The organism is Pseudomonas sp. GW821-FHT09C08, from assembly GCF_059418125.1.
In genome coordinates, this window is record NZ_JBWKPG010000004.1 from 728,889 (window position 1) to 754,540 (window position 25,652).

At 57.6% G+C, this 25,652-nt stretch carries 33 protein-coding genes and 1 riboswitch; of the genes, 17 read left to right on the top strand and 16 right to left on the bottom strand.

The genetic code is table 11. From position 1 onward, the window contains the following. Nucleotides 1-83: 83 nt before the first annotated feature. Nucleotides 84-566 carry a GNAT family N-acetyltransferase gene (locus tag AC07OJ_RS17875; protein ID WP_495094914.1) on the top strand — a complete coding sequence of 161 codons (483 nt, stop codon included), beginning with the start codon at nt 84-86 and terminating at the stop codon, nt 564-566. Nucleotides 567-579: 13 nt separating this feature from the next. On the opposite strand, the gene AC07OJ_RS17880 is transcribed toward AC07OJ_RS17875, so the two are convergent. Further along, nucleotides 580-1,443, bottom strand: coding sequence for a LysR family transcriptional regulator (locus AC07OJ_RS17880; RefSeq protein WP_495094915.1), 864 nt, complete (start codon nt 1,441-1,443; stop codon nt 580-582). A gap of 111 nt (nt 1,444-1,554) precedes the next feature. Between AC07OJ_RS17880 and AC07OJ_RS17885 the strand changes: the two genes are divergently transcribed. Next, nucleotides 1,555-2,163: a LysE family translocator gene (locus tag AC07OJ_RS17885; RefSeq protein WP_065904440.1), complete on the top strand. Its 609-nt coding sequence runs from the start codon at nt 1,555-1,557 to the stop codon at nt 2,161-2,163. A 12-nt stretch (nt 2,164-2,175) separates the two neighbouring features. Here the strand turns inward: AC07OJ_RS17885 and AC07OJ_RS17890 are convergent, their stop codons facing one another. Both AC07OJ_RS17890 and AC07OJ_RS17895 read right to left on the bottom strand, forming a co-directional pair. Beyond that, nucleotides 2,176-2,712 carry a hypothetical protein gene (locus tag AC07OJ_RS17890; protein WP_106803150.1) on the bottom strand — a complete coding sequence of 179 codons (537 nt, stop codon included), beginning with the start codon at nt 2,710-2,712 and terminating at the stop codon, nt 2,176-2,178. 110 nt (nt 2,713-2,822) lie between these two features. Then, nucleotides 2,823-3,539 carry a hypothetical protein gene (locus tag AC07OJ_RS17895; RefSeq protein WP_495094916.1) on the bottom strand — a complete coding sequence of 239 codons (717 nt, stop codon included), beginning with the start codon at nt 3,537-3,539 and terminating at the stop codon, nt 2,823-2,825. A gap of 245 nt (nt 3,540-3,784) precedes the next feature. Between AC07OJ_RS17895 and AC07OJ_RS17900 the strand changes: the two genes are divergently transcribed. Next, nucleotides 3,785-4,345, top strand: coding sequence for a hypothetical protein (locus AC07OJ_RS17900; protein ID WP_495094917.1), 561 nt, complete (start codon nt 3,785-3,787; stop codon nt 4,343-4,345). 121 nt (nt 4,346-4,466) lie between these two features. On the opposite strand, the gene AC07OJ_RS17905 is transcribed toward AC07OJ_RS17900, so the two are convergent. Continuing rightward, nucleotides 4,467-4,817 carry a DUF7079 family protein gene (locus tag AC07OJ_RS17905; protein ID WP_495094918.1) on the bottom strand — a complete coding sequence of 117 codons (351 nt, stop codon included), beginning with the start codon at nt 4,815-4,817 and terminating at the stop codon, nt 4,467-4,469. Nucleotides 4,818-5,265: 448 nt separating this feature from the next. On the opposite strand from AC07OJ_RS17905, the gene AC07OJ_RS17910 reads away from it, so the two are divergent. Beyond that, on the top strand, nt 5,266-5,541 hold the full coding sequence (locus AC07OJ_RS17910; RefSeq protein ID WP_495094919.1) for a hypothetical protein: 276 nt from the start codon (nt 5,266-5,268) through the stop codon (nt 5,539-5,541). Continuing rightward, nucleotides 5,522-6,322, top strand: a complete 801-nt coding sequence (locus AC07OJ_RS17915) for a hypothetical protein (RefSeq protein WP_495094920.1) — start codon at nt 5,522-5,524, stop codon at nt 6,320-6,322. Before AC07OJ_RS17910 ends, AC07OJ_RS17915 begins: the two co-directional genes overlap by 20 nt. A gap of 291 nt (nt 6,323-6,613) precedes the next feature. Here the strand turns inward: AC07OJ_RS17915 and AC07OJ_RS17920 are convergent, their stop codons facing one another. Both AC07OJ_RS17920 and AC07OJ_RS17925 read right to left on the bottom strand, forming a co-directional pair. Beyond that, nucleotides 6,614-7,330 (bottom strand): retron system putative HNH endonuclease, encoded by a 717-nt coding sequence (locus tag AC07OJ_RS17920; RefSeq protein ID WP_495094921.1) that lies wholly within the window; start codon nt 7,328-7,330, stop codon nt 6,614-6,616. A gap of 32 nt (nt 7,331-7,362) precedes the next feature. Beyond that, nucleotides 7,363-8,595, bottom strand: a complete 1,233-nt coding sequence (locus tag AC07OJ_RS17925; protein WP_495094922.1) for an AAA family ATPase — start codon at nt 8,593-8,595, stop codon at nt 7,363-7,365. A gap of 579 nt (nt 8,596-9,174) precedes the next feature. Between AC07OJ_RS17925 and AC07OJ_RS17930 the strand changes: the two genes are divergently transcribed. Then, on the top strand, nt 9,175-9,720 hold the full coding sequence (locus tag AC07OJ_RS17930; RefSeq protein ID WP_213552787.1) for a GNAT family N-acetyltransferase: 546 nt from the start codon (nt 9,175-9,177) through the stop codon (nt 9,718-9,720). A 408-nt stretch (nt 9,721-10,128) separates the two neighbouring features. On the opposite strand, the gene AC07OJ_RS17935 is transcribed toward AC07OJ_RS17930, so the two are convergent. Beyond that, nucleotides 10,129-10,464, bottom strand: coding sequence for a hypothetical protein (locus AC07OJ_RS17935; protein ID WP_120449207.1), 336 nt, complete (start codon nt 10,462-10,464; stop codon nt 10,129-10,131). Between the two features lie 299 nt (nt 10,465-10,763). On the opposite strand from AC07OJ_RS17935, the gene AC07OJ_RS17940 reads away from it, so the two are divergent. The 6 genes from AC07OJ_RS17940 to AC07OJ_RS17965 all read left to right on the top strand — a co-directional run bounded on the left by AC07OJ_RS17940 (nt 10,764) and on the right by AC07OJ_RS17965 (nt 14,278). After that, nucleotides 10,764-11,186 carry a hypothetical protein gene (locus AC07OJ_RS17940; protein ID WP_495094923.1) on the top strand — a complete coding sequence of 141 codons (423 nt, stop codon included), beginning with the start codon at nt 10,764-10,766 and terminating at the stop codon, nt 11,184-11,186. A gap of 188 nt (nt 11,187-11,374) precedes the next feature. After that, nucleotides 11,375-11,608 (top strand): hypothetical protein, encoded by a 234-nt coding sequence (locus AC07OJ_RS17945; protein ID WP_106803157.1) that lies wholly within the window; start codon nt 11,375-11,377, stop codon nt 11,606-11,608. A gap of 66 nt (nt 11,609-11,674) precedes the next feature. Then, a complete protein-coding gene (locus AC07OJ_RS17950; RefSeq protein ID WP_495094924.1) occupies nt 11,675-11,974 on the top strand; it encodes a 7(1) septoil knot domain-containing protein in 300 nt (99 codons plus the stop codon). A gap of 70 nt (nt 11,975-12,044) precedes the next feature. Continuing rightward, the gene (locus tag AC07OJ_RS17955; RefSeq protein WP_495094925.1) at nt 12,045-12,608 is read left to right on the top strand and encodes a nucleotidyltransferase family protein; all 564 of its coding nucleotides are present in this window, start codon (nt 12,045-12,047) and stop codon (nt 12,606-12,608) included. A gap of 306 nt (nt 12,609-12,914) precedes the next feature. Further along, complete coding sequence (tspO, locus tag AC07OJ_RS17960) at nt 12,915-13,355, top strand: tryptophan-rich sensory protein TspO (protein WP_065904475.1); 441 nt, start codon at nt 12,915-12,917, stop codon at nt 13,353-13,355. Continuing rightward, nucleotides 13,355-14,278, top strand: a complete 924-nt coding sequence (locus AC07OJ_RS17965; RefSeq protein ID WP_495094926.1) for an alpha/beta hydrolase fold domain-containing protein — start codon at nt 13,355-13,357, stop codon at nt 14,276-14,278. Before tspO ends, AC07OJ_RS17965 begins: the two co-directional genes overlap by 1 nt. Here AC07OJ_RS17965 and AC07OJ_RS17970 read toward each other — a convergent pair. Genes AC07OJ_RS17970 through AC07OJ_RS17980 form a run of 3 tightly spaced genes read right to left on the bottom strand, consistent with a single transcriptional unit; the run spans nt 14,275 to nt 15,826 of the window. Then, nucleotides 14,275-14,709, bottom strand: a complete 435-nt coding sequence (locus tag AC07OJ_RS17970) for a DUF6678 family protein (RefSeq protein ID WP_201145487.1) — start codon at nt 14,707-14,709, stop codon at nt 14,275-14,277. The two genes, AC07OJ_RS17965 and AC07OJ_RS17970, sit on opposite strands and share 4 nt — an antisense overlap. A gap of 2 nt (nt 14,710-14,711) precedes the next feature. Beyond that, on the bottom strand, nt 14,712-15,398 hold the full coding sequence (locus tag AC07OJ_RS17975; protein ID WP_495094927.1) for a hypothetical protein: 687 nt from the start codon (nt 15,396-15,398) through the stop codon (nt 14,712-14,714). A 26-nt stretch (nt 15,399-15,424) separates the two neighbouring features. Then, nucleotides 15,425-15,826 (bottom strand): hypothetical protein, encoded by a 402-nt coding sequence (locus tag AC07OJ_RS17980; protein WP_495094928.1) that lies wholly within the window; start codon nt 15,824-15,826, stop codon nt 15,425-15,427. A gap of 124 nt (nt 15,827-15,950) precedes the next feature. On the opposite strand from AC07OJ_RS17980, the gene AC07OJ_RS17985 reads away from it, so the two are divergent. The 3 genes from AC07OJ_RS17985 to AC07OJ_RS17995 all read left to right on the top strand — a co-directional run bounded on the left by AC07OJ_RS17985 (nt 15,951) and on the right by AC07OJ_RS17995 (nt 17,310). Then, on the top strand, nt 15,951-16,490 hold the full coding sequence (locus tag AC07OJ_RS17985) for a hypothetical protein (RefSeq protein ID WP_226939940.1): 540 nt from the start codon (nt 15,951-15,953) through the stop codon (nt 16,488-16,490). Nucleotides 16,491-16,591: 101 nt separating this feature from the next. Next, nucleotides 16,592-16,816 carry a hypothetical protein gene (locus tag AC07OJ_RS17990; protein WP_213552772.1) on the top strand — a complete coding sequence of 75 codons (225 nt, stop codon included), beginning with the start codon at nt 16,592-16,594 and terminating at the stop codon, nt 16,814-16,816. Further along, a complete protein-coding gene (locus AC07OJ_RS17995) occupies nt 16,813-17,310 on the top strand; it encodes a GNAT family N-acetyltransferase (protein ID WP_495094929.1) in 498 nt (165 codons plus the stop codon). The genes AC07OJ_RS17990 and AC07OJ_RS17995 overlap by 4 nt, the downstream gene beginning before the upstream one ends. Before the next feature lie 51 nt (nt 17,311-17,361). Here the strand turns inward: AC07OJ_RS17995 and AC07OJ_RS18000 are convergent, their stop codons facing one another. The 3 genes from AC07OJ_RS18000 to AC07OJ_RS18010 are packed head-to-tail and all read right to left on the bottom strand — an operon-like array spanning nt 17,362 to nt 20,134. Beyond that, the gene (locus tag AC07OJ_RS18000; RefSeq protein WP_495094930.1) at nt 17,362-18,126 is read right to left on the bottom strand and encodes an ABC transporter ATP-binding protein; all 765 of its coding nucleotides are present in this window, start codon (nt 18,124-18,126) and stop codon (nt 17,362-17,364) included. Further along, on the bottom strand, nt 18,123-19,127 hold the full coding sequence (locus AC07OJ_RS18005; protein WP_495094931.1) for a FecCD family ABC transporter permease: 1,005 nt from the start codon (nt 19,125-19,127) through the stop codon (nt 18,123-18,125). The genes AC07OJ_RS18000 and AC07OJ_RS18005 overlap by 4 nt, the downstream gene beginning before the upstream one ends. Further along, nucleotides 19,124-20,134 carry an ABC transporter substrate-binding protein gene (locus tag AC07OJ_RS18010; protein WP_495094932.1) on the bottom strand — a complete coding sequence of 337 codons (1,011 nt, stop codon included), beginning with the start codon at nt 20,132-20,134 and terminating at the stop codon, nt 19,124-19,126. Before AC07OJ_RS18010 ends, AC07OJ_RS18005 begins: the two co-directional genes overlap by 4 nt. Before the next feature lie 115 nt (nt 20,135-20,249). Continuing rightward, nucleotides 20,250-20,443, bottom strand: a riboswitch (cobalamin riboswitch). Nucleotides 20,444-20,559: 116 nt separating this feature from the next. Between AC07OJ_RS18010 and AC07OJ_RS18015 the strand changes: the two genes are divergently transcribed. Next, nucleotides 20,560-21,003 (top strand): hypothetical protein, encoded by a 444-nt coding sequence (locus tag AC07OJ_RS18015; protein ID WP_120449199.1) that lies wholly within the window; start codon nt 20,560-20,562, stop codon nt 21,001-21,003. Between the two features lie 622 nt (nt 21,004-21,625). Here the strand turns inward: AC07OJ_RS18015 and AC07OJ_RS18020 are convergent. Beyond that, on the bottom strand, nt 21,626-23,017 hold the full coding sequence (locus AC07OJ_RS18020) for an aldehyde dehydrogenase family protein (RefSeq protein ID WP_120449197.1): 1,392 nt from the start codon (nt 23,015-23,017) through the stop codon (nt 21,626-21,628). A 103-nt stretch (nt 23,018-23,120) separates the two neighbouring features. Between AC07OJ_RS18020 and ptrR the strand changes: the two genes are divergently transcribed. Then, a complete protein-coding gene (gene ptrR / locus AC07OJ_RS18025; protein WP_213552758.1) occupies nt 23,121-23,990 on the top strand; it encodes a putrescine utilization regulator PtrR in 870 nt (289 codons plus the stop codon). Nucleotides 23,991-24,020: 30 nt separating this feature from the next. On the opposite strand, the gene AC07OJ_RS18030 is transcribed toward ptrR, so the two are convergent. Together AC07OJ_RS18030 and AC07OJ_RS18035 are read right to left on the bottom strand one after the other, a co-directional pair. Continuing rightward, complete coding sequence (locus AC07OJ_RS18030; RefSeq protein WP_017138724.1) at nt 24,021-24,230, bottom strand: hypothetical protein; 210 nt, start codon at nt 24,228-24,230, stop codon at nt 24,021-24,023. 146 nt (nt 24,231-24,376) lie between these two features. Beyond that, on the bottom strand, nt 24,377-25,573 hold the full coding sequence (locus AC07OJ_RS18035; RefSeq protein WP_034116881.1) for an amino acid aminotransferase: 1,197 nt from the start codon (nt 25,571-25,573) through the stop codon (nt 24,377-24,379). Nucleotides 25,574-25,652 lie beyond the last annotated feature (79 nt).

Here is a 25,652-nt window from a genome sequence, read left to right on the forward strand (position 1 = left end):
GATGTCATGTGTTTTTCACGAGGAGGTCCCAGACTAATGGGCTGGTTGCATTGTGCAAATCCATTTCAAGGAAAGTGCCCCTCATGGACGACGCTGTTACCTATCGACTTGCCACGCTCGATGACGCACTGAGCCTGTGTGAACTGGGGCAAGTGCTCTGCGACGTGCACCATGCTGCGCGGCCCGATATCTATGCGGCGCCCACCGAGGATTTTTCGCGCGATCTTGCCCATTGGTCTGGCCGGTTCGAAAAGGCGGGCCAGATTGTCTTCATCGCGCATGCGGGCCTTGAGGCCGTGGCCTTTATTACCGCCAGCCTCTCAGCCAGCAGTGGGCCGCTGATGCAGCCGCAGACTGTCGCGCGTGTAGGCTCGGTGTGCGTAGCCGAAGCGTATTGGGGCCAAGGTATTGGCCGCCACCTTATGGGCCTGGTTAAAAACTGGGCGCTGGACAATGACGCGCAGGATTTGCGCCTATCGGTGTGGTCGTTCAATGAGCGTGCCGTGCGCATGTACACCGAGTTGGGGTTTGAGAGGCGTGCGCTGGAGATGGGAATGCGTCTGTAGCGCGGGCCGTCGACTACACCGGCGCCCTTAATGCGCTGATGATGAACGCGTGCAGGCTATTCACCGCCTTGGACCCGCGCGAGGCGCGGCTGCGCAGGATCGAAACTTCCATCGGCGCGATAGTGCCCAGGCCATGCTCGGCGCTTAACACCTGCAGCGATGGCTGCACGGTGCACTGGGTGATCGCGGCAATCGCGAGGCCGCCCTCGACGGCGGCCACCTGGCCGGCGAGGCTGGAACTGTTGTAGACCACCTTGTATTGGCGCCCCTGCTGGGCCAGTGAATTCACCGCGTAACGCCGCGCCAGGCTTTCACTTTCGTAGACCGCGATAGGCAGCGGGTCTCGGCGCCACAGTTCGAACTGTGGCGAGCCCACCCACACCATCGGCTCCTTGAACAGAAAGGTGCCGCTGTGGGACGAGTCGCGGGACACCAGCGCAAGGTCAAGATCGCCGCTGCGTAGACGCGGGATCAGCGTGGTCGACTGCTCACAGGTGAGTTCGATTTCGACCCCTGCGTAGCGCGGCGAAAAACGCTTGAGCACCGGTGTCAGGTAACTGGCGGCGTAGTCCTCTGCAACGCCAAGGCGGATGCGTCCGGTCAATGCCTCACCGTTGAAGGCCGCCTGGGTCTCGGCGTGCAGGGCAAGCATTCGGCGCGCGTAGCCCAGCAGCGTCTGGCCGTCATCGGTGAGTTGCAGGTGCCGCGGGCCACGGTTCAACATCGGGCGCCCCAGTGCGGCTTCGAGTTTCTTCATCTGCATGCTGACGGCGGACTGCGACCGGTTAACCTCCTGGGCGGCGCCAGAGAGCGACCCCGCGTCCACCACGGCGACGAAACATTTGAGCCAATCAATTTGCAGATCGTTGGATGGCATTGCGCTTACCTGTATTCGTTAATCGAATGGCTGCGACGTGAATAATGCGCTTTTCAGGGTGATTGTTCACTCGCAAGATAGGCGCTTGCCCCCTATTTGCAGGATCTGATCATGCCATTCGACACATGGCTGCTGTACCTGGTGACCTGCTGCGGCATTGCCGTGGTGCCAGGACCCAATGCGTTACTGGTGCTGACCCATGGCGCCCTTCACGGCAGTCGCAGGACGTTATTCACCATCAGCGGCGGCGTGCTCGGCTTTGCCCTGGTGCTGACGCTGTGCGCGCTCGGCCTGGGCGCACTGATCAAGGCCTCGGCCACCTGGTTCACGGCCTTGAAGGTGGTCGGCGGGCTGTATCTGATCTGGCTGGGGTTTGGCCTGTGGCGGTCGCCGCCGGTGAGCCTCGAGACCACTGCGACGCCAAGCCTGCGCCGCTGGCCGTTGTTTCGCCAGGGGCTGGTTTCGGCCCTCTCGAACCCCAAGGCATTGCTGCTGTTCACCGCATTTATCCCGCCATTCCTCGACCCGCACCGCAGCATCATCGCGCAGACAGCCGCCATCGCGCTGACCTACGCCGTCGTGGAGTTCGCGGTGGAATACCTGGTCGCCAGCGCCGCGCACCGAGTGCGCCCATGGCTGGCCCGAACCGGGCGCCGCTTCAATAAAGTCTGCGGCGGTTTTTTTGTGCTGTTCGGGCTGGCCTTGCCGGCGCATAGCTGAAGGTCGTTGGCCTTAGAAGTTGTCGCCCCATTTGCACAACTTGCTGTCGCCCAACGGTTCGAAGCTGAACGAGCGTGTGCCCACCTGCATTCTCTTGAGGATCACCGCGCAGCTACCAAGCCCGGCCGCCTGCAGTTCGTAGTCCGCGCCAGCAACAGGCACAAAAGTGAACATGTTGTAGCAACGATTGCCGATGTAATGAAACGCGATGGGCTGCCCGGCGGGCACCAGCAACTCGCTCTCCACGGTGGAGGGTAACTGCACGGCGGTGGGTTGCATGCCGAGCTTTTCACCGTTGCGATCAGCATAGCCGTCGCGCTGCGCCACCATCACCCCCGCGCCAGGCAGGCGAAAGTTGATGCAGTCCGACTTGGGCACGGCGCGGACCATGCCGTCGCTGATCACTCGCACGCGGGCAGTGTCGCCGCTGGTGGGCGATGAGTAGGGAGTGGAGAAGGAGCGGACATCCGTCAGCGCTCCACACCCGCTGAGCAATGCCAGCAGGCTGATTCCGACAAGCGAGTTAAGCGCGCGCGGCGATGTGTACATGAGGTGCTCCCTGCGGATTGACGGTCAAGAACGCCCTTTTTTCAGCGCAAAAGGGCCAGCGCGAAAGTGGCTGCACACACAGGAGCCATTGTGTACCAGGCCCGGTCGGCTTATTGCCCGGCCTGGCTGACAGGGGTCACGTTGCGGGTGTGATAATCGCCCGACGCGTCCTGGATGCAGTAATTGGGGGAAATCGGCTTTTCCTCGCCGGCTTTCAACTCAACCACCTCATTGCGGCACGTTGTCTTGAATGTTTGCGACTGGAATGCCTGCCGGATTTCATAGTCGGCGCCTGCGCGTGGCACAAAACTCACGGGCGCTGAAGAGCAACTGGACCCGGACGTGACGAACGCCACAAACGCGATCAGCGGCTGCCCGGCCGGGACCACATGTTCATCGAAGTACCTGCGCGTCTCATCGATCTTCGCGCTGACCGGGGAGGGAGGCATGCCGATGACATTGTTCTGGTAGTCGGAAGGCCACATGCCGAAGATATCGCTGCTCTGACCGCTGGGCACGATACGCGAAGAATTCCATCCTTGCGGCCGTTCGCGGGCCGCCAGCGCTTTTACATAAGTGTCGTTGAAATACTGCTCGCAGCTTTGGCCGGAGACAAAACCTGCGTAGGCCCCTTGCCCGCTGATCAGGCGGATGCGCGCCGTACTGGCGGGGTCGTACTTGGCCATCTCGGCCGGGTCCTGGACATCGGTTTTCTTGAAGGTGCAGCCCCCGACAGCCAACGGCACGATGAGCAACAGCCCCAGGCGTGCGATGACAGTGCCCAAGCCGGTATGAATTGATGAGCGCTTGCTGGCGTCCTGCTTCATTGTTTTCTCCCTGTTAGTGGCGCAACCTTTGATGACGGGGTTTGGGCAGGCGTTTGCCCTCAAAGTTCGCGGGCTCGCATTGGATTGGGCAAAGAAAGCCGGGCGGCTGCCTTTCCTCTGTGCCGATGTGTCGCGCGTACAGTCCGCCCTGTTATTCTGATTCAGCAATCCGGCGTGTAGATAAGATGCCATACGGCATTAAGCGACAGGAATGTCGGCTAATTGATAGTTAGGGAAAACTGAGTATGCGTCGCTTAATAGCCCATGGGTTTGTGTTTGTCAGCATTGCGATACTCTGTTCCGGCTGCACATCTTATTCGTCCCAGCCGACAATCAACGCACACGCTGAGCCCGAAACAAAAGAAATCATCTCCAGCTTCAGTTACGCAATAAACTCCCCCTGGAAAGCCAGTCGCTTCGGCAAGGACGCCTACGCAGCGACACTCAAGGTTATTCCCGATGCACAGGATACGGGCTTCAGCCTTGCCGCTCCGACCCTGCCGGCATTAGAAATAAAGATCTCGGAGTTTTCATCTGGCGGCGCGTGCGGACAAGAGTACTTGACGGGCCTGAGCCTGGGCTTGATCCCCAGTTGGTGTACGCGGACAAACCTTTTCAAGTTTGATTTTATATTGAATAAGGATCAGCGCTTTTGCAGGCAGAAAACCTACTCGATCAACTCCACGTCGTTTTCACATCTCACCATGATTCCGTTTGCACTCTTCAATACGGACAATCAGCCATTGACGCTCTATCAGGCGGCGCTTAAAGATTTCCTTCGGACAGGTCAATGTGCGACGCCTTGAGCGGCTGCGGCTACGAGAGGGGCTCATACCAAGCGTTGGGGCGTTCGAAATTTATCTCTGTTGATCGGTAGCTTCTGGCCGATACGCTCGGCTAGCCACCAGGGGCATTGATGAAGTCAGGTCAGGCATATCCCGGCGGAAGGCGGGTTGCCACTTGCTCCCAGCATCTTCTGATTTCTTTGATAATGCTGCTGTCACCGTGTTTTTTCGTAGAGACCTCACACACCGACAAATGCTCTAACAGCCACTCATCCGTCCATCCCGCCCATTCACCTGCAATGGATTTGAGGTTTGCTTCAAGTGCCGGGAAAACTTCACTCCATAGGATGCTGTGAATTTCCTGGGGCGAATAGCCTGTTTCCACGACTACGCGAGCGACATAGTCAAACGTCGAGTCGGTGATCTCTGTATCGAGGAAAAACTCTGAAAGTGCCTGCCAGATCTTCAGGCGGTTTGTGTCGACAGTTTCCATGCAGTACCCCGAAGTTGGATGGCGTCCAGAGGCCAGAGGGTAGAGTAGCCGAAAAAGCGTTTAGACAGATATTCGCCGTCGGGACGGGCTGCTTTAGACACAAAGCGGCTTGTCGTGAAGGGTAGCAATCGGCCAGAAGCGGACGGTCGCAAGCAGCCATTTTCGATCCAAAGCAGCTGATCGCGAGTGAGCGCAATCGACCTCAGCAGTCATCAGCTATTGGTCAAAATCACCGCTTTTGCGAACGGCCACTTTGTAGCCATGCCGCTTGAGTGATAATTAGCATGGTCATCCCCGTGATGATCTCCAAGAAATTCTTTAAAACGCCGATCTTGAATTGATGATGTCGTTTTGATATCTTCGCCTTTGTTTAGAAAACTGCCCCCTCCAAGCCGCTAGATGAAAACCAAACTAACATTGCCTTTCCAATCACTCATCGGAATCTAAAATGACAAAAGAACAACTAGCTGCGCGAATTGCTAGAGAGTATAATTATGTAGATCCGATAATCACTAAGGACGTAGACAAAATCTTATCCAAGATAAAATCTATACAGGATAAGAATAGCGGTCGGATTTCAGAAGAAGATGCTGAAAGAGTAATTCACGAAGTATTAGACGGGCGTACCGTATTTTCCCTTAGTAGTGTTGATACCACGGACACCACAAACCTACTACAGCAAATAATTGCAGCTGCAAAGAACAATGCCAAACCAAAGTCTTGATGCACAATATGCTGAGACCCTGGAGCTAAAAGGGAGATTTAACTCATGCCTGGCAGACCTGCTTGATGAGATACTAAATAAATCACCCACTAATAAAACATATAATGATGCACTTTCGGCGCTGTCTGGCTTAGCAACTAAATTTGAGCAGTATCTGACAAGCGCATCATCGGATTTGATCGATATATCCAAGACGCAAATCGAAGATATGCTTGTTAGCATCGAAAATATGCTGATTTTATGTGCGGATTCATGGTCGGCTTTTCGAGTTGCATCAGAGCTTATAGGTGCACCTTTTACCTTGCCCGCGGGAAACTACTTATTTACTTCGCAGGTGTTACTTAAAACCTACCGGAAACATAAGGCCGAAGAAATAAAGTCTAGATACGCAGCGCTGAATCTACCAGTCAGTGGCTTCAACCACAATAAATCATTGAGGTTCAATCAAGTGAGAATACATATCCCTCAAGCTGTTGCTGGTTCGGTATTAATGACTGCTGGCACAGTTCTGTCTTTCTTTGTTGGCTTGGAAACTGGCACTCAGTACTGGATCTCAAGAATATTAATATCTCTTGGTGCTGGCTTTTTGATTGCTGGACTTGCTAAGGGTTACATAAAGACTAAGTTTAAATTCGGTGGGGTCGCGATAACTGCGTCTGGCGCTGCTGCCACCTTTTTCGTTCTTTACTTCTACAACCCCGCTCCTGCCCCTGATTACATCTCAGACTCTCAAGCAAGACAAAATACTAAATCAGTATCTAATGCTGAAACAGGCAACTGATGTTTGTAAGTGCATCCCCACTAGATTCTTCCCGATTTGGTATTCCGTTCCACAGTGAAAACTGCCGTCGCTACCAAAAACATTCGACTGAAAACGGTTACACACGAGTAGCAAAAGTGAGCGTGGGTTTATTATCCGAAAAATAAATCTACCCTGCTTTTTTTAAATCTAATTTATAGTGGAAATAGTAGAGAGAGCCTTGTTATGAGGGACAGCTTTTGGCCGGTGGCTGCCAGTTACGAAGGGCAGTAGTCGGCCAAAAGCGGTCATTCACCGTCGACAAAATACGGGTCAATTCAGAGAATCGCTTTCAATTAACAGTTTAGCCTGCATGTATATTTCTGAGTCTGTAAGAAAGAAGCCGCAGAAGGCGGAATATTTTTCAGCAGACTTTGAAAGCTCTTCAATTCTTGATAAAGCTTCTCCGATGGCCCGCTTGCGATTAGCTTTTTTCCGGCTCGTGTCCGCCAGGCGAAAATTCTCCAATGCCGCCGCTAATGATTGTTCAAAGTCATGCAAGCTGACTAAAATCTGAGATCTCGGCTTCCAAAGGCGGATTGTGTTTAATCCGCATACTTCAATGGTCCTGCTCGCAACCTCATAATTCTCCCCGATAAGTGGCTTTATATTTAGTGATTCGTAAAAGAAAAAATCAGCCGGATTTTGGGAATATGGATCAACAATTGGTTCCGCCTCAGTGTCATGATCATCTTTGCTGCCGTTACAGCGTCGACATGCAGGCAAAAGATTTTTCCACTCAAAAGTAAATTTCGGATATTTTGATTTTGGCTTGAAGTGTTCAATCTCGACGTTCCCACCTTCGGACGGGATGCATTCGCAGAATGCACACTTTCCACTGGAACTTTCAACGAGCGCTTCTTTTATTTCTGCGTGCCTATAATGGCAAACCAACTTTTCTTTCACCTCTGACGGTATTAACTTGTACGAACCATAAAAAATTATTGCCTCTTCGAGGCTGCCCCACAAATTTTTTTTGTTGTGAGTCAAAAAAACAGGCTCTAAACCCCTTGTCAATTTTATCATTTTTCTGTTGCAACCAAAGAGGCATATTTTGCTTTTAAGACAGTTACAATCGTATCACTTGGGTGGCATATCTGTTCAAGTGCATTTATTGCGGCAAGTAATCCATCCAAAGACCGAACTTCCGATTGCACTAGAGCTTCCGAGATTAGCCGCTCATAATCCTTATTCTCAATGCTCTTTACGTCCATAATGTCGGTAAGTATTTGATCGGTGGACCACCCAGAAAACCTTTTAGGTGAAGGCGTGATATGGCCTCCCGTACCTTCGGACGGCATCACTATGACTTCGCCATCTTTCGCTGACGCTAGTAAATGGGGCGAGTGCGTAGTTACAATAAACTGAAGATGGGGGAATAGGGTTGTTAGGCCGTCCCTCAATGTGAATTGCCATTCCGGGTGTAGGTGCAGGTCAAGCTCATCAATTACTACGGTACCTGTTGCAAGTGATATAAGTCTATTATCAGTACCTGTCGATTCGACCCATTCAAAGATCGCTACAATTATAAAAAATACAGCTTGGAATCCAGAGGACAGCTCTTCAAGATAGCATTTGCTTCCATATATTGAAAACACAGGCTCTAAGTCACGTCCAATTTCAACAAAGGAGAACTCACTCTCCTTTGGCCCTATTTGCCCCAAAGATGATATTAGCCTATTAAAGTTTTCTCGCTCGTGTTCTGCCCAATCTTTCTCAATCACAAAATACCGATTTACTAGCCACTGCTTGATATCCGCAGTTGCCCCCCCGTACAAGGATGAAACAGCTTGGCTGCTGTAGTTCTCTATCGCCTTTTCGGAAGAGGTTTCTCTTGTCATACCTCCCACTACTTTGTATTTAATACTTCTGCTAGCACCAATGAATAATGGGCAATACTTTTTGGACTCAGTATCCCATGACCGTAGGTTGGTGCGCCCTTCCTCTTCAGGAAGTCCTACACCCCCGCCTACAAATTTTCCTGTTCTATAGCCGGACCCACTGTAAACTCCTCGACCAGCGCCGATTCTTAATCGAAAATCATCTGCGGTTAAGTCGGTCCAGAATGACGACTCTGTACCAATACTAGACTGATCAGCACTGTGAACATTAAAGCAGTGCGCAATACATGCAAGAACGGACGTTTTTCCGCAGCCATTAGGCCCGGCTATAAAATTAAAAGCCTTGTTGAAAAATATATCAAGCTTTTCAAATTTCCTTACCTTAATCACATGTAGTGACTCGATATATTTCATTTCTGCGAATCCTTTTTAGTAGACGTAGCCTTCGATTTTTACATGAGCGTACCATTGCGCTGAGTATAGTGGGCAATTTTTTCGATTTCGCCTCAGAATACCTTAATGGCGCTGGCCTCCCACAGATCGTTGGATTTGATATGTTGGATTATCTTATTATTATCTGTTGGTAGGTTTAGCTAAAGATTTATTCAGCTGCTGCTTCAGCAGCCTAGTAAAAGCAGGGAGTGGTATTGCCTGACCAGCACTTGAATAACCGGATCGAGCTTGACTTCACAGTTCGAATCTAACTCGAGGTAGGATTGCTTTCGCTTGGCGCGATAGGTAGCGCAGAATCGTCCCGCTTTCTAAAATAATGTGGAACAGTCCGCTTCTGGCCGACAGCGGTCTGTCATGAATGGTTACTCCCGGCCAACACCTGCCTTTCAGGAAGGCCAGCTAACGAGCTGTTACTCGGAAAATAACCCCGTCTCCTTTCCTACAGCGATGGCTCCATCATTACCCGTCACATTGGATCTTTCTTTATCAAAGTGCCGCTCTAGACTGGCTCCTACCCCTTGGCCAATCGGAAACAAACCTATGTCCGCCCCCGACTTCGACTGCCAACCCGATCTGTGCGGAAGTACCCTGAGGCTTAGACCTCTGGCGGGCAGTGATTTTGAAGGTATGTTTCAGGCCGCGGCTGATCCAGACATCTGGGGCGGTCATCCCGCCAGGGATCGCTATAAACGCGAGGTGTTCGAGGCGTACTTTGCCTCTCTCCTCGCCACGAAGAAGGCGCTTGCTGTCATTGATATTGCCTCGGGGGATATCGTTGGCACATCAAGCTACTACACGCCGCCGGATCTACCGAACAGCATTGCCATCGGTTTTACATTTCTGGTGCGTGCGAAGTGGGGTGGCAATTCCAACCGCGAGCTTAAGCAGTTGATGCTGGAGCATGCATTCATGGCTTACGACATCGTCTATTTCCACATAGCGACTACGAACATTCGTTCGCAAACGGCCACGATGAAGTTGGGTGCGGTGCACTTGTATGATGCCGAACTGAAAATATCCGCCGCGCCTGCCTTGGCGAAGTGTTACGGACTAACGCGCGCTCAATGGAAGACATCGCGGGGGTGAAAGGGGCGGTCGCTCATCTATGGATGTACCAACCCGAAACCTGCGACTCGATGCCTCCGGCGACTGTCCTTGCCCCTAGCCCCCCACGGCCGATGCCGACGTGTGGGAGAAACCCGGCGCCAGTCACCAGGATGTGGTTGCTTCCATGTTGGCGTGTGGTGAAAAAAATGGCTCCGGCGTTGATCCCAAGGCCAGCTTCCAAGAAATGGCCCAGCGATTAGTATGTATGAAGCGCGCGGGCTATACCCGCCGTGACGGTTTCGACATCTGTGCATTGCACCCCAAGAAGCCGTTGAAGGCCTGTGAGTCGGCGCAATGAAGCCTACTGAAAACCCCGTAGGCTGAGTTGCCCCCCGGTATCTATAGGTACATCCAGCTGACTGATTTCGAGCCGCCCGATGGCGTCGTCTACATGGATTTAACCGATACCACATCCACGTACTTGTACTTCTTCCTTGCGGCCTTCACCGCCTCCTGCTCAGCAAGCAACGAGCTCAACGTATCGGCCTCGTGAATCAACTCGATCATTTTTCCCTCAAACTCGTTTCCAACACGCAACGTGACCCTCAGCCTGGGCGTAAATGCTTTCGCCACCTTCTTTTTGGTAGCTGGAGCGACCACGGGTTTCGCGGGCACAACGTCTTCCACAGGCGCCTTTACTAGAGGGGCAGACACCTGCTCTTCGGGCTGAGGCGTACCAAATAGAGCACGACGCATTTCTTCTTCAGTTAATTCAGTGTTCATAGAACATCTCAAAGGGGGCGGTAATCAGCTCGATGTATTCTAAAGGATGGCTGCTCCAGCGTGTGCTCTGGAAGCCTGCGTGACCATTGTGAATTCGGACTACGAGCTCGCAATATTTCAGCGTGCTAATGGGCGTGCAGCCTATATTGCACCCGCACGGACGGGTAGCTTTTAAGCTTGTCACAGCGATGAAGGGGGAGTTGTGCGCATCTTTTCCCGTCGGGGGTTCCCTGACAAGCTGCTCCTCCACCTATAGTCAGGTACGATCCTGACGACTCATCAACAACTGAGATCGTGTCATGCAAGATGGCTGCTGGCCCTTTCATCTCTTCGGTGCCAATTTCGCCACTGAAGCCGAGGCGCAGAAATTTGTGTTTGAACATTGGGAGCCAGAGCCACCTGAAGGCACGAGCGAAGCCGAGTACGATGCGTGGGAAGAACGCAATCCAACCTGGCGACTAGCGGAAGATCTTGGGTTCTACATGGATTCAGACTTTGTTGAGCTTGCCGGCACTCCGGAAGACGTCATAGCGCAAATCCGCAGTCAGTCCGAAAGAGCGCTGATCGCCTCCAAGGCAGGAGAATTCACGCATTTTATCATTGTGGGTTCGAATGCCATCTGGGGCGACCGTCGTTCGACCTCTTCCCAAGTAGAACCGCTGGTGCGCTTGCCGGAGAGTACGGTAACCATTTCATATCTCGGTATGTTCAACTCAATTTGACTGCCAGAAAGGTCGCGTCCGTGGTCGGACAGTTACTGCGGTATACGACTGAGTGTTTTCGGCCCGAAGCCGGTTCACAAAGGGCAGAAATTGGCCGAAATCAGCCCCTTTCTCTCCCATCCGGTCTACCATGCCACCCCGGCAGTGGTTTCACGCGCTACCGTTCTCTTTCCTTAAAGGTACCGCTCATGACCATCGACCAGATCTCCCTGCCTAAAGGCGTAGGTCCCCACGCCACCAAGCTCCTCGACGCCATCACTGGCGCATCCACCCATGAAGAACTCAATCGCGCCGGCGGCAAGGCCGAGGGTTTTGTGTTGGGGTTGGAGTCCGCCAAGGCCATCAAGAGCCAGATCGCCGAGTCGTTGTATGTGGCTTACGATGACGCTGCCAGTCACCGGGCCAGCGAGTTGAAGGGCTGATTCTCAGGGACACTGCGCGCGCACGTCCGCTAGACTGGGCGCCTTATATTTCAGGATGAAATGCTCATGCTTAAAGTTGTCGTCGCGTCACTGCTGTTTAGCGCTTCCGTCTGTGCTTCGGCGGGGACGAGCGTTGATGTCTCGAAGATTTACGGCAATATCCAGTTTGTCGATAGTTATCCCGACTATAAGGTCAAGGTGGTGAACAGCTACCCCGACCTCAAGGTGCAGCAGGTCGATCACTATCCTGACTCCGCCGGCAAATGGAAAACGGTCGATCACTACCCTGACTACAAGATCCAGATCGTCGATCACTACCCCGATTTCACTATTCAGTACGTGGATCACTACCCTGGCGTTAACTGAAGGCGACGCTGCCGGCCGCTCAGTCACGAAAAGCCAACGGTGAAGGGTTGTTGATCACCCAGGAGTCTCCATGACATTGACCGTCGAAACCCTGCTCGAACTGGCCATGGCCAACCCCATCAATGCCGAAATCATCGCGCGTCTGCCGGCCCTGGGCCTGGATCAGTGTTTTCTGACGGCGGGCTGTCTGTTTCAGGCGGTGTGGAATCATCAGTCGAACCTGCCTGCAGATCAGGGCGTTAAGGACTACGACGTTTTCTATTTCGACACCGACCTGTCCTACGAGGCTGAGGACAAGGTCATTCGTGCGGCCGAGCAGTTGTTCCGGGACCTTGGCGTTCATGTCGAGTTGAAGAACCAGGCGCGGGTGCACCTGTGGTATGTGCAGCGCTTTGGCCGGCCCTATCCGCAATTGCACACGGCCAAGCAGGGGATTGATCGCTACCTCGTGGCGGGCACCTGCATCGGCGTGGAGATTGCGACGGGTGAGGTGTATGCGCCTTACGGGCTGGAGGATGTGGCGCAGGGCGTGCTGCGGATCAATCCGCTGCATGCGGAGCCTGAGTTGTTTGCGCAGAAGGCCAGGAGTTATCAGGCACGCTGGCCATGGCTGAAGATTGTGGCGCCTGGCTAGCGTGAGTGTGGCGGTGATGCTTGTACGGTGTGGGTCGGTAGGGCGTGGCGATCCCTTCGCAGCCTCGCTGGGGCTCGACAGCTCTCACAGTTGATCGTGGCCACGGCTGAAATCCCATCTTTAGACATACTGGAATGCAGCAGCACAGCAGCCCCCCTGTGGGAGCCGAGCCCCAGCGAGGCTGCGAAAGCGGTATGTCAGGCGATAAAGGTACCCCGCATTGCCAGTGCCCACCCGTATATCGGCAGTGAACTTTTACCCGTGTGCGACACGTCCAAGCTTGAAATGCTCAGCCAAGGACCGACCATGACTTTCTTCATCTTCCTGCTCGCCTGCGCCGCCGCCGCCAGTACCGGCATTATTTTCAAGCCCGGGGCCTGGTACGACTCCCTGGTCAAACCCGGTTTCACCCCACCCAATTGGTTGTTTCCGGTGGCTTGGACGATCATCTACCTGCTGCTGGCCTGGGCCGGCTACCGCCTGAGCCTGATCCCCGGCAGCCAGGAAGTGCTGGCGTTGTGGGCGGCGCAGATCGCCTTGAATACGCTGTGGACGCCGGTGTTTTTCGGCGCACATCGCATCCTCGCCGGGATGGTGGTGATCGTGTTGCTGTGGATCACCGTGGCGACGATGGTGGTGCTGGCAGTGCGCCTGGACTTGATCACCGGGTTGATCCTGTTCCCTTACCTGGCGTGGCTGTGTGTGGCGGCGGCGCTGAACTTCTCGATCCTGCGGAATAACCGTTGATGGCCTGCAAACCTTGGCCTGCCAGTGAGGCTGAACTGGCCCAGATGCGCCGCTTCAATCAGAAGCTCGCCTGGTTGCCGCGTTTCAAGATCCGTAATCGCGTCACGCCGCGCTTGATCCAGGCACTGCTGCGCGTCAGCCAGACGCTAAAGAAGGCGCCAGATGCAGAGCGCAAGCTTGTAGGATCGGTGCCCGTGCGCATCCTGCGACCGAGCGGCAAGCCCAAGGGCGTGGTGCTGGATATCCACGGCGGCGGTTGGGTCATCGGCAATGCGCAGATGGACGACGACCTCAATCTGGGCATGGTCAACGCGTGCGACGTGGCGGTGGTGTCGGTGGATTATCGGCTGGCGGTCGACACGCCGGTCGAAGGGCTGATGGACGACTGCCTGACGGCCGCTCGTTGGTTGCTCACCGACGATGAATTTGCCGACCTGCCGGTGATCGTCGTCGGTGAATCGGCCGGGGGGCACTTGGCTGCGGCGACATTGCTGGCGTTGAAAGAATCGCCGCAATTGCTCCAGCGGGTGAGTGGGGCGGTCTTGTATTACGGTGTCTACGATCTGACCGGCACCCCGAGCGTACGCTCGGCGGGGCCGGACACGTTGCTGCTGGACGGGCGGGGCATGGTCGAGGCATTGCGCATGCTGACGCCGGGCTTGAGCGATGACGAGCGTCGGCGGCCACCGCTGTCACCGTTGTATGGCGACTTCGAGGGCTTGCCGCCGGCGTTGATGTTTGTCGGGGAGCTGGACCCGTTGAAGGATGACACGCTGATGCTCGCTGAGCGGTGGCCGGGCGCTGAGGCGCATCTGTTGGCGGAGTCGGCGCATGGGTTTATTCATTTTCCGGTGGCAATGGGCGCGGGCGTGCTTGCCTACAGCCGAGGGTGGATTACCCGGACCATCGAGGTTTCGTCTTAGGCAGGCGGAAAGTCTTCGTAGGATTTTGGAAGGTAGCCCCAAATCCTTAGCACATCGGCTTGCACTTCAAACTCGAAGCCAATTCGCGCGACGACTGTCGATATTTCTTCGGTATGGTCGATGTATGTTTGTGGCAGCAGCACGCCCAAAGAGGGCGCCAGTTCCCACAAGCCGATGTCGAACCATTCGACATACGCAAATGGAAATGGAAGGTGGTAAAACCATTCCACATCCCAATCCGAGCGTGGGCCTTTGATGGATTTGGAGCGATAGGACGGGCGCCAACCAGGGCGTTGGCGGAAGTGGCTGATCAGTTCGTTCCACTTGGTATTGTTTGCTGCGCCTGCCAGGTTTCTCGCCGCGACCGTGGCGTGGATAATCTTGCGGTTTTTATCGTTCTGGCGCGCGTCGGCCATTGGCAGTTCAGTCATCTTCAGTCCTTTTTGTTCGTACCCACGACTGTGACCTTACTGGCACCCAATTCGGTCAGCCTTCCGTCGAGTGCCTTGAGCAGTCTGATCGAGCCGGCATCGTATTCCTTGAGCTGACGGCTCGCGGTATCCCTGTCGCTATTTACCGCAAAAATCATCTCCATCAACCCATCAGGTTTTCCGGCTTTGATGTCTTCGTCGATCATGTCCTGGGTCACTGTCATGCTTCGTACGGTGTACTCGGTATCGGCCGCGAGTTTCTGGAGGTTATAGCGCCTGACTGCCGGGTCTTCCTTATCATTGCCTGTGTGGGTCGGGCCCATGGGGACGTCGTCCAAGTCAATCAGCGTATCGGCCATGTCTTTGCCGAAGTACCGCTCCAGCTTGAAGTGCTGAACAATCATTCTCTGATGCCAGCGGCGCTCGAATGCCATGTATTCGCGCCAAGGGCCTTGGGAGAACTCTTTCCACCCGGTTTCATGCGTTGCGTTGATCAACTTGTCCAACGCGTTGTAACCATCATCCAGAATAGCCACGGTTTCTTGCACCGTGTTTTGTGCCGCGTCCAGAAATTGGCTCGCCTGCGCCCGAGCCTCTTGGCGGGATTGCAGGGCGTAGGTACCGGCCAGCGTGAGTAGGGAAGTCAGGACAGCGGTAACAACCGCGGTCACAAGAGAGTTTTCAGCCATCAGGATGCTCCATTTCAGCCAGGTGTTCAGGCGCTAATCGTCTGCTCGTACGAGGCGCTCATCAGTGTGCCGCGCTCACCCCACGCCTCTTGCGCAAGATCCTGGATAATCTCCTCCAGTGTCTCAATGTTTGTCGCAGGGGCGCTGATGCATGCCAGGCGTCCGGGCGACCAATCGATGACGTCACATTGAGGGTACTTGGCCAACAGCGTCGGCAGGGCTGCCTTCGGCGACTGCGTACCTGTGTACATAAAGTCAAAATACGCCTCGGTGGTGTCTTGCAGCGGGTACACCAACACCCAGGCATCCGGAGGGTTTTGGAGCCACAGGGTGACGTAACGGTGGGCCCATTCCGGCCCGTCTTCGGTCATGTGGCGCAGCACGTCGATGATCGACCGGCAGCCGAGGAGGGGGACGGGGGAGGACATGGGCCGTTCCTGTTGTAGAGGTGGCGCGCAGATATAACACGCCACGCCGTCCGGCTAAAACGATCCCCTTTTTCCGACAAGCCGGGTAACCTCTCGCCTCCCACAATCAAGCCAAGGAAAGCACGTGAAGGTTCTTCAAGGATTCATCGGTTTGTCGGCGCTGTACCTGCTGGCCGGTTGCGAGCAAGTCACTGAGAAAGCCGTGCGCTTCGACGTGCCCTACGGCTACTACGAGACCGCCTGGCGCCAGGACGTGACCGAGAAGGGCCAGTTGACCTGCAAGGTGACCACCGACACCCAGGACCGTGGCGAGAAGTGGGTGCCATCGGTGATCCTCGCGGCCGCTGAGGATGCTGCCGAAGACGATACGTTGTTTCTTTCCAGCTACACGCCCGCCGACACTGACCTGCGCTTGTTCCAGGTGCGCACCTTCAACAAGGCGGAGCCGGTGATCGACACGTTTTTCCATCGGGCTCCCGATCAAAACGGTGTGTATACGCTGCGCCTGACCTGGCAAGCCGATGGCGCCATCGGCTACCAGGTCGAAAACGGCAGCACCTGGGAAGAGAAGAAGTTCGTCCAGAAGCCGGGTTTTCGCGTGCGCCATGTGAGCGTGCATGCGTCGGGAATGAAGGGCAATGCAGTGTGTGAGTTGCGCCAGTAAGTGCTGCCGGAGCTGTTGCCAATGCTGATCCATTGAACTTAAAACTTGATCGATGAGTCAGGTTAATCAGCAGCTCTTCTTCCATGACAAGGACTCCTCCCATGCGCGAATACACCCTCAACTACTTGTTCAACGACGAACCCCGCACCCATGTGTTCGAGCTCAAACAGCCCGACCTGCCGGTGCATGAGGCGGCGTTGCACTTGCTGCAGTTGCATTTCGGTGATGCGGAAAACGGCTTGATCCTGCCGCCCGCAGATGCAGCGCCGGAGGAGATTCTCGAGCAGGCGCAGGTGGTGGGGATTACGCAGATCGAGGTTGCATGAGCCCAAGGCCGATCATTCGGGCGGTCACGACGGCGGATATCCCTGAGGTACTGGCGTTCGTGCTGGAGGCCCGTGCCGAGCTTTTCCCCAAGCTCGACGCGACAGGGATGCCAGCGGACCTGGCGCATTTCGAGTCGATCTATGTGCAGGGTGATGGGCAATTTCTGGTTGCCTGCGATCAAGGCCAGATCGTCGCCGCCATTGGTTATCTGCCTTACGACGGTCGTTTCCCGCAGTTGAATTACCAAGGCGAAAAGACCGTGGAGGTGGTGCGCCTGTTTGTGCTGCCGGCGTTTCGCCGCTTTGGTCTGGCGCGCGCGTTGTACCTTGCGTTGGAGGCGCAGGCTAAGGCGGATCGGGTCGCGGTGATGTACCTGCACACCCATCCGTTTTTGCCTGGGGCGATTGATTTTTGGCTTCGGCAGGGGTTCGAAGTGGTGGATGTGGACGCGGACCCGGTGTGGCGCACGACGCATATGCAGCGCACCCTATGACACCACCAGTGTAGGCGCCGGCAAGCCGGCTCCGACCGTTGAGTGCTCTGATCAGTTTGGGCGTAGCCGCAGTATCTGCGCGCCATCGAACGGGTCTGTCAGGTAATGCGCCTGCACCCCGAACGTCGCCTGCAGCCGCTGCGGCGTCAGCACGTCCAGCGGCTTGCCCAGCGCCACCAACCGCCCATGATCCAGCACCGCCAAGCGGTCGCAGGTCAGCGCCTGGTTGAGGTCATGCAGGGCAATCAAGGTGGTGACCGGCAAGCCTTGCACCCCCTTCAGAATCCCCAGTTGATGCTGGATATCCAGGTGATTGGTCGGCTCATCCAACAACAGGATCTGCGGCCGTTGCGCCAACGCACGGGCGATGTGCACCCGCTGGCGTTCACCGCCCGAGAGGCTGCGCCACGCACGTTGGCCCAGGTGGGTGGCGTCTACATCCTGCAGCGCCTGGTGCACGATAGCGTCGTCCTCGCGGGACCAGGGGCTGAGTGCCGACAGCCAGGGCGTGCGGCCCAGGGCCACGGCGTCGAACACGCGGATGGCGTCGTCGGTGTCGGCCTGTTGTTCGACCACCGCGAGTTGCTGCGCAATGGCACGACGGGACAGGTCGCCCAGGCGCACTTCACCCAGTCGCACCTCCCCCGTGGCCGGGGTGCGCAGGCCGGCCAGCAGTTTCAGCAGGGTGGATTTGCCGGAGCCGTTCGGGCCGACGATGCCCAGGGTTTCACCCCGCTGAACCTGCAGGTGAATGTCGCGCAGCAACGTGGCTTCACGCACTTTGAAGCCCAGGCCGATGCAGCTCAGTACGGTCATCGCGCATTCCTCCGGCCGATCAGGATCAGCGCAAACACCGGCGCACCCACCAACGCCGTGACCACGCCGACCGGAATGACCTGGCCCTTGATCAAGGTGCGCGACAACACATCGGCTGCAATCAAGAACAATGCGCCGCCCAAGGCGCTGGCGGGCAGCAGGCGCGAGTGCCCGGTGCCGAGCAGCAGGCGCACGGCGTGGGGAATCACCAGGCCGACAAATCCGATGGAGCCGACAATCGACACCATTACCGCCGTGACCAGTGCGGCGCAGGCCACCAGCACAAATTGCACGCGGCGCACCGGGATGCCCAGGGAGGCCGCCGAGTCGCTGCCGAAGGTAAACGCATCCAGCGCGCGCCGGTGCCACAGGCACACAGCAAGCCCTGCAACTGCCACCGGCACCGCCAGCCATACCGACGGCCAGCGCACCCCGCTGAGATTGCCGAGCAGCCAGAACATGATGCCGCGCGCCTGTTCGGAGCTGGCCGACTTGGTGATCAGGAACGCCGTCAGCGCATTGAACAGCTGCGAACCGGCGATGCCCGCGAGGATGATCTGCCCGGTGCCGCTGGCCGAACCACTGGCTCGCGCGAGCAGGATCACCAGCGCAAATGCGGCCATCGCACCGACAAAGGCTCCGGCCGACAGCGAGATCAAACCGCCGCCCACCCCGATCAACGCCACCAGCACCGCGCCCGTCGAGGCGCCGGCGCTGATGCCCAGCAGGTACGGATCGGCCAGCGGGTTGCGCAACAGCGATTGCAGAATTACCCCACAGGTGGCCAGCCCGGCGCCGCATGCGGCAGCGACCAGCGCGCGCGTGAGGCGGTAGTTCCACACCACGCCCTCATCGATCGGGTCCAGCACGTAGCCGGCGGCCCAGAGCTTGTTGGCCAGCACCTGCAGCACCACCTTAGGTGCGATGGCGGTTTCGCCGATGGCCACGCCGGCGAGCACGGCGATCATCAGCAGCGACAGGGCGAGTAGGGTGCGTATCATTTGGGCAAGTCGTAGCCATCGATGGCTGTCGCCAGTTGTTCCAGGCCATCGAACATACGGATGCTGGCCTGCAGCGCCAGGGCGTCGAGGATGATGATGCGGTTGTTTTTCACCGCGTCCATGTTGCGGGTGACCGGGTCACTGCGCAGGAAGGCAAGTTTCTTTTCATGGTCATCGGCGGGGTAGCGGCGGCGGTCCATGCGCGCGATCACCAAAAAGGTCGGGTTGGCCTTGGCAATGGTTTCCCAGCCAACGGCCGGCCATTCTTCATCGGACTGCACCACGTTGTGCAGCCCCAGGGTTTGCAGCATGAACTCGGGAATGCCCTTGTGGCCGGCCACGTAGGGGTCGCTGGCCATCTCCGAGCTGGAGAACCACACCAGCGCGCTGGCCTGCTTGAGGCCTTTGCCCTGCACGGTCGCGACGGATTTGGCCAAGCGCGCCTTGAGCTCGTCGTTCAGCTGTTGGCCGCGATCCTGTACGTCGAAAATCTGCGCCAGTTGGCTGATGCTTTTATAGATTGTCTCGATGCGAAACGGCTCCAGCCGCGTGCCGTCGGCGCCGACCAGGTTGTCCTTGCCTTCGCAGTCGGAGGGCAGCAGGTAGGTGGGGATCTTCAATTCGTGGAATTGCTCGCGGGTCCCGACCACGCCCTGCGGGCCGACCACCCATTCCAGCTCGGCAGCCACCAGCTGCGGGCGCTTGGCGATCACCGCCTCGAAACTGGGCTCGTTGTCAGCCAGGCGTTCGATTGTGTCGTTCTGTGCCTTGTACTGCGCCAGGACGCTGTTGAACCACAGCGAGGTGCCGACCACTTTATCGCCCACGCCGAGGGCGTAGAGCATTTCGGTGGCGGCCTGGCCGATGGTCACGCTGCGCGCGGGTGCCTGCTGGAAGGTGAGCGTGCTGCCGCAGTTCTGCACAGTCAGCGGGTACTCGGTGGGCGCGGCGTGGGCCAGGGCACAGAAGCCCAGGCCAGTGATCAGGGCGGTAACGCGTGGCAGCATGGGGCGATCTCCTTGAAACCGTACGTGGAACTGGGGAGGTACGGTCTGGAATTACGCCCTCGAACGCTGCGGGCCAGGCAGGCAAGGATGTCCTTCCCGGACACCCCGCCGGTTAGTGTTGGTGCTTGGGCCGGCAGGTCTCCTGACTGATGCGTCGTCGCCACGCTCCGGCCTTCCCGGACGAGGTCCAGTGGCATCAAGGAGCAGGCTCGGCACCTACAGTTGCGGGGGCAGTTCCGATTGGCGCGGCATACCGCGCTTCGGATTCCCTATTAGTCCCATTTGGGAACCGGCGCGGTATGGTAGTCGATCACGCGGTTGAGCGGGAGTTCTGACGGCGCGCGGTGAGAAGACTGCGGTAGCTCTTGTGGGATGGGTCTCCTATGATGCGCGGCCATGGACAGCCTTCACACAAGGAATACACAGTGAAATCATTCGTCGCCCTCGCCCTCATCGCCATGCTCGCCGGTTGCGCCACCCCGGGTAAAAGCGAAAAGCAGATTTTTGACGAAGCCGCCACCGCGCATGTCATGTCGCTGCCTTCCGGGGAAAACAGGGTGCGCTTGCACAGTGTGAAAATCCCCAGCCATGGTTTGATCGCCGACAACCTGGCCCTTGCCATGGCCGGTGGCGCCAATGCGATGTATCTGAAAGAAGAATTGTTGAAGGCCAAAAGCCTGGGCGACACCGGCTTTCTGATAATCGGCGCCAGCACTGTCGTTGACGTGGCCGTGATCGGCAACGCCTGTGAAGGGCTGGATCTGAAAGGTATGCAGATTTACTACTCGGGCACCGATGCGCAGAAGGATAAAGTGCGAACCGCGGTTGAAAAGACCCAGGCGCAGTTTTATTACATTAATGCGCAGTGAGGGTCTGGCAGTAGAGGCAGCCTTTTGGCAGTGAGTGGGCCAGTGCTCGCAAACGGTCTTGTACGGGTATGCGGACGTATCTTGCTCAGCAGGCTAAGCAGGCCAGACAGTCTAAGCAGGCCAAACAGTCTAAGCAGCCAAGCAGGCCAAGCAGGTTGAGCAGGTTGAGCAGGTTGAGCAGGTTATTGTGGTGAGCAGGCTTGCCCTGCGTTGGGCTGCGAAGCAGCCCTAAAACCTCACACCGCGGTTTGCCTGAAACGATGCGGTGGGATTCATGGGGGCGCTTCGCACCCCAACGCAGGGCAAGCCTGCTCACCACAACAACCCGTTGACATGGCCGTGATCGGCAACGCCTGTGATGGGTTGGATTTGAAAGGTATGCAGATTCACTACTCAGGCACCAATGCGTAGGCCCAGCAGGCTAATTGTGGTGAGCAGGCTTGCCCTGCGTTGGGCTGCGAAGCAGCCCTAAAACCTCACACCACGGATTTCCTGAAACGATGCGGTGGGATTCATGGGGGCGCTTCGCACCCCAACGCAGGGCAAGCCTGCTCACCACGACAAGCCTGCTCACCACGACCAGGCGGCTCGCCACGAAAGCTGGCAGTCGTGCTGATCCGGCTTACTTGCGATCCAGCCAAACTGTCTGCGCGTTGCAGAACTCCCGCACGCCGAAGTGCGACAACTCGCGCCCGAAGCCGCTCTTTTTCACCCCACCAAATGCCACCCGAGGGTCGGACACGCTGAACGCGTTGACGAAGATCCCGCCGGTTTCCAGCTGGTTGGCGATCTCCCGCGCCTTGGCTGCGTCAGTGGTAAAGATGCTCGCGGTCAGGCCGAACTCGCTGTCGTTGGCCAGGGCCACGGCGTGGTCGGCGTCGCGGGCGGTGATGATCGAGGCTACCGGGCCGAACAGTTCCTGCTTGAACGAAGTCATCTGGTCGGTGACACCCGCCAGCACGGTCGGCGCGTAGTAGTTGCCGGCACCCGGTACTTTGTCACCGCCCAGCAGCAAGGTTGCGCCTTCTTCCAGGGTCGCCTGGACCTGGCCGTGCAACTCGTCACGCAGGTCGAAGCGCGCCATCGGGCCGACATAGGTGTGGGGCGAGGTCGGATCGCCCATCACCAACGCACGGCTGGCTTCGAGGAATTTCGCGGTGAACGCTTCCACCACGCCTGCTTCGATGATCAGGCGCTTGGCGGCGGCGCAGACTTGGCCGCTGTTCTGGAAGCGACCGATCACGGCAGCCTGCACGGCGGCGTCGAGGTCGGCGTCGTTGAGCACGATGAACGGGTCGGAGCCGCCCAGTTCCAACACGCATTTTTTCAATGCAGCACCCGCCTGGGAACCGATGGCGATGCCGGCACGCACGCTGCCGGTGAGGGTCACGGCGGCGATGCGGGGGTCGGCGATGGCTTTGGATACGCCATCCTGGGTCACGTTGAGCACTTCGAACAGGCCTTCAGCGAAGCCGGCTTTGTCGAACGCGGCTTTCATCAGGTAGGCGCTGCCCATTACGTTCGGCGCGTGTTTGAGTACATAGGTGTTGCCGGCGAGCATGGTCGGTACGGCACCGCGCAGCACTTGCCAGACCGGGAAGTTCCACGGCATCACGGCGAGGATCGGGCCCAGCGGGCGGTATTCGATCTGGGCGCTGCCGTTGTCGACCAGGGTCGGCTCCGGGGCCAGCATGGCCGGGCCGTGGGCGGCGTACCATTCGGCGAGTTGCGCACATTTTTCGATTTCGGCCCGCGCCTGGGCGATGGGCTTGCCCATTTCCAGGGTGATCATCTGCGCCATGTCTTCGGCTTGCTCGCGCAGGGCGCCAGCCAGGGCCAGCAGCAGCTCGGCACGCTGGCTCACCGGCTGGCGGCGCCAGGTGCGGAAGGCACCGGTGGCCCGGTCGAGGGCGGCGTCCAGTTGTGCTGCAGTTTCGTAAGGGTAGCTGCCGACCGTCTCGCCATTGGCGGGGTTGATCGACAGGGCGTGGGTCTGGTGAGAAATAGCGTTCATGGCACCGTCCGGCTGAATGAGTGGAATGAGTCCAGCCTACGGGGCTGCATCTTTTCTGGAAACTGAATAATATTAAGCAATACGTTCACGATTGGAGAATGATTTGGACCTGGTGCAGCTGGAAATCTTCAAGGCCGTTGCCGAGCAGGGCAGCATCAGTGCCGCCGCGCAGGTGATTCATCGGGTGCCGTCGAACCTGACCACGCGCATCAAGCAACTGGAGCAGGACCTGGGAGTGGAGTTGTTTATCCGCGAGAAGAGCCGCCTGCGCCTGTCACCGGCCGGCTGGAATTTCCTCGGCTACGCGCGGCGCATTCTCGATCTGGTCCAAGAGGCGCGTGCCACCGTGGCGGGGGAGGAGCCTCAGGGCGCATTTGCCCTCGGCTCGCTGGAAAGTACTGCGGCAGTGCGCATTCCGGCATTGCTGGCGGCGTATAACCAGAAGCACGCCAAGGTCGAGCTGGACCTGAGCACCGGGCCGTCGGGCACGATGATCGAGGGCGTACTCTCGGGGCGCCTGGCGGCGGCGTTTGTCGATGGGCCGGTGCTGCACGCGACCCTGGAAGGCGTGGCGGTGTTCGAGGAGGAGATGGTGGTGATCGCGCCATTGCACCACGCGCCGATCACGCGCGGCCAGGATGTGAACGGGGAGAGCATCTACACCTTTCGCTCGAATTGTTCCTACCGGCACCACTTCGAGCGCTGGTTTTCACAGGATGGCGCGGTGCCGGGGCGGATCTTCGAGATGGAGTCGTACCACGGCATGCTTGCCTGCGTCAGCGCCGGTGCCGGGCTGGCGCTCATGCCGCGCAGCATGCTGGAGAGCATGCCGGGGTTTGCGGCGGTGAGTGTGTGGCCGCTTGCGGACTCGTTCCGCATCCTGAATACCTGGCTGATCTGGCGCCGAGGCACGGTGTCGCAGAGCCTGAACAGCTTCGTGAAGCTGCTGGAAGAACGCGTAGTTCCCTTGTAGGAGCTGGCTTACCAGCCCCAACAGGGCGTGTCAGCCGCCAAATTGCAGGGTGCCCATGGCCAGCTTGGCCATGATAGCTGTCGCGCCGAGCTGCACCAGCCACAGTGCCAACCCGCCGAGGAACACCCCCAGGGCCACTTGCAGCACCAGGCTTTTCTGGCGCTTGGCTTGCGGCGCGCGCGGGGTGTAGTCATGCAGTTCGTCGCGGTCGGCGCGCAGGTCCAGGTCGTCGTTTCTCATAAGGCTCTCACAGCAAAGGGGCAGTCAGGGTTCAGTCTAGGGGCTGAGTGTTGCGGCCAGTGAATTTTTTGCAAGCCCGCTCGCCACAGCCAATAAAAAAGGGGAAGCCCGTGAATGGCTTCCCCCTCGTCACAGCCGTTTGAGGTTTACAGCACCTGAACAATCGCCTTCGTCACGGCACCAATGTTCGACTGGTTCAACGCTGCCACGCAGATACGCCCGGTATCCAGCGCGTAGATGCCAAACTCGGTGCGCAAGCGGGTGACTTGCTCAACGGTCAGGCCGGAGTAGGAGAACATCCCGCGCTGGCGACCGACGAAGCTGAAGTCGTGGCCCGGAGCAGCCTTGGCCAGTTCGGCGACCATCTGCTCGCGCATGCCACGGATGCGCAGGCGCATTTCAGCCAGTTCGGCTTCCCACTGGGCGCGCAGCTCAGGGTTGTTCAGCACCGCAGCCACAATTGCCGCGCCGTGGGTCGGCGGGTTGGAGTAGTTGGTGCGGATCACACGCTTGACCTGGGACAGGATGCGCGCGCTTTCTTCCTTGGATTCGCTGACGATCGACAGCGCGCCCACACGTTCGCCGTACAGCGAGAACGACTTGGAGAACGAGCTGGACACAAAGAAGGTCAGGCCCGATTCAGCGAACAGGCGCACCGCCGCGGCGTCTTCGTGGATGCCGTCGCCAAAGCCTTGGTAGGCCATGTCGAGGAATGGCACGAGGTTCTTGGCCTTGACCACGTCCAGCACGTTTTGCCAGTCGGCCGGGCTCAGGTCGACGCCGGTCGGGTTGTGGCAGCACGCGTGCAGCACCACGATGGACTGTGGTGGCAGGGCGTTGAGGTCTTCGAGCAGGCCGGCACGGTTCACGTCGTGGGTGGCGGCGTCGTAGTAGCGGTAGGTCTGTACCGGGAAGCCGGCTTTTTCGAACAGCGCCTGGTGGTTTTCCCAGCTTGGGTCGCTGATGGCGACGACAGCGTTGGGCAGCAGTTGCTTGAGGAAGTCCGCGCCGATCTTCAGGGCGCCGGTGCCGCCAACCGCTTGGGCGGTGATGACGCGGCCGGCGCTCAGCAGCGGCGACTCAGCGCCGAACAGCAGTTTCTGCACGGCCTGGTCGTAAGCCACGATGCCGTCGATCGGCAAGTAGCCACGGGCGGCATGTTGCGCCACGCGAATGGCTTCCGCTTCGGCAACGGCACGCAAGAGTGGAATTTTCCCCTCCTCGTTGCAGTAAACGCCCACGCCAAGGTTGACCTTGGTGGTTCGTGTATCGGCGTTGAATGCTTCGTTGAGGCCCAGGATTGGATCGCGTGGTGCCATTTCGACAGCGGAGAACAGGCTCATTTTTGCGGCAGCTCTTTGGGGGAAAGGAGGGACGTGTCGCGCTCCAGCCGAATGCACTAGAGCGGTGCACAAACGGGGA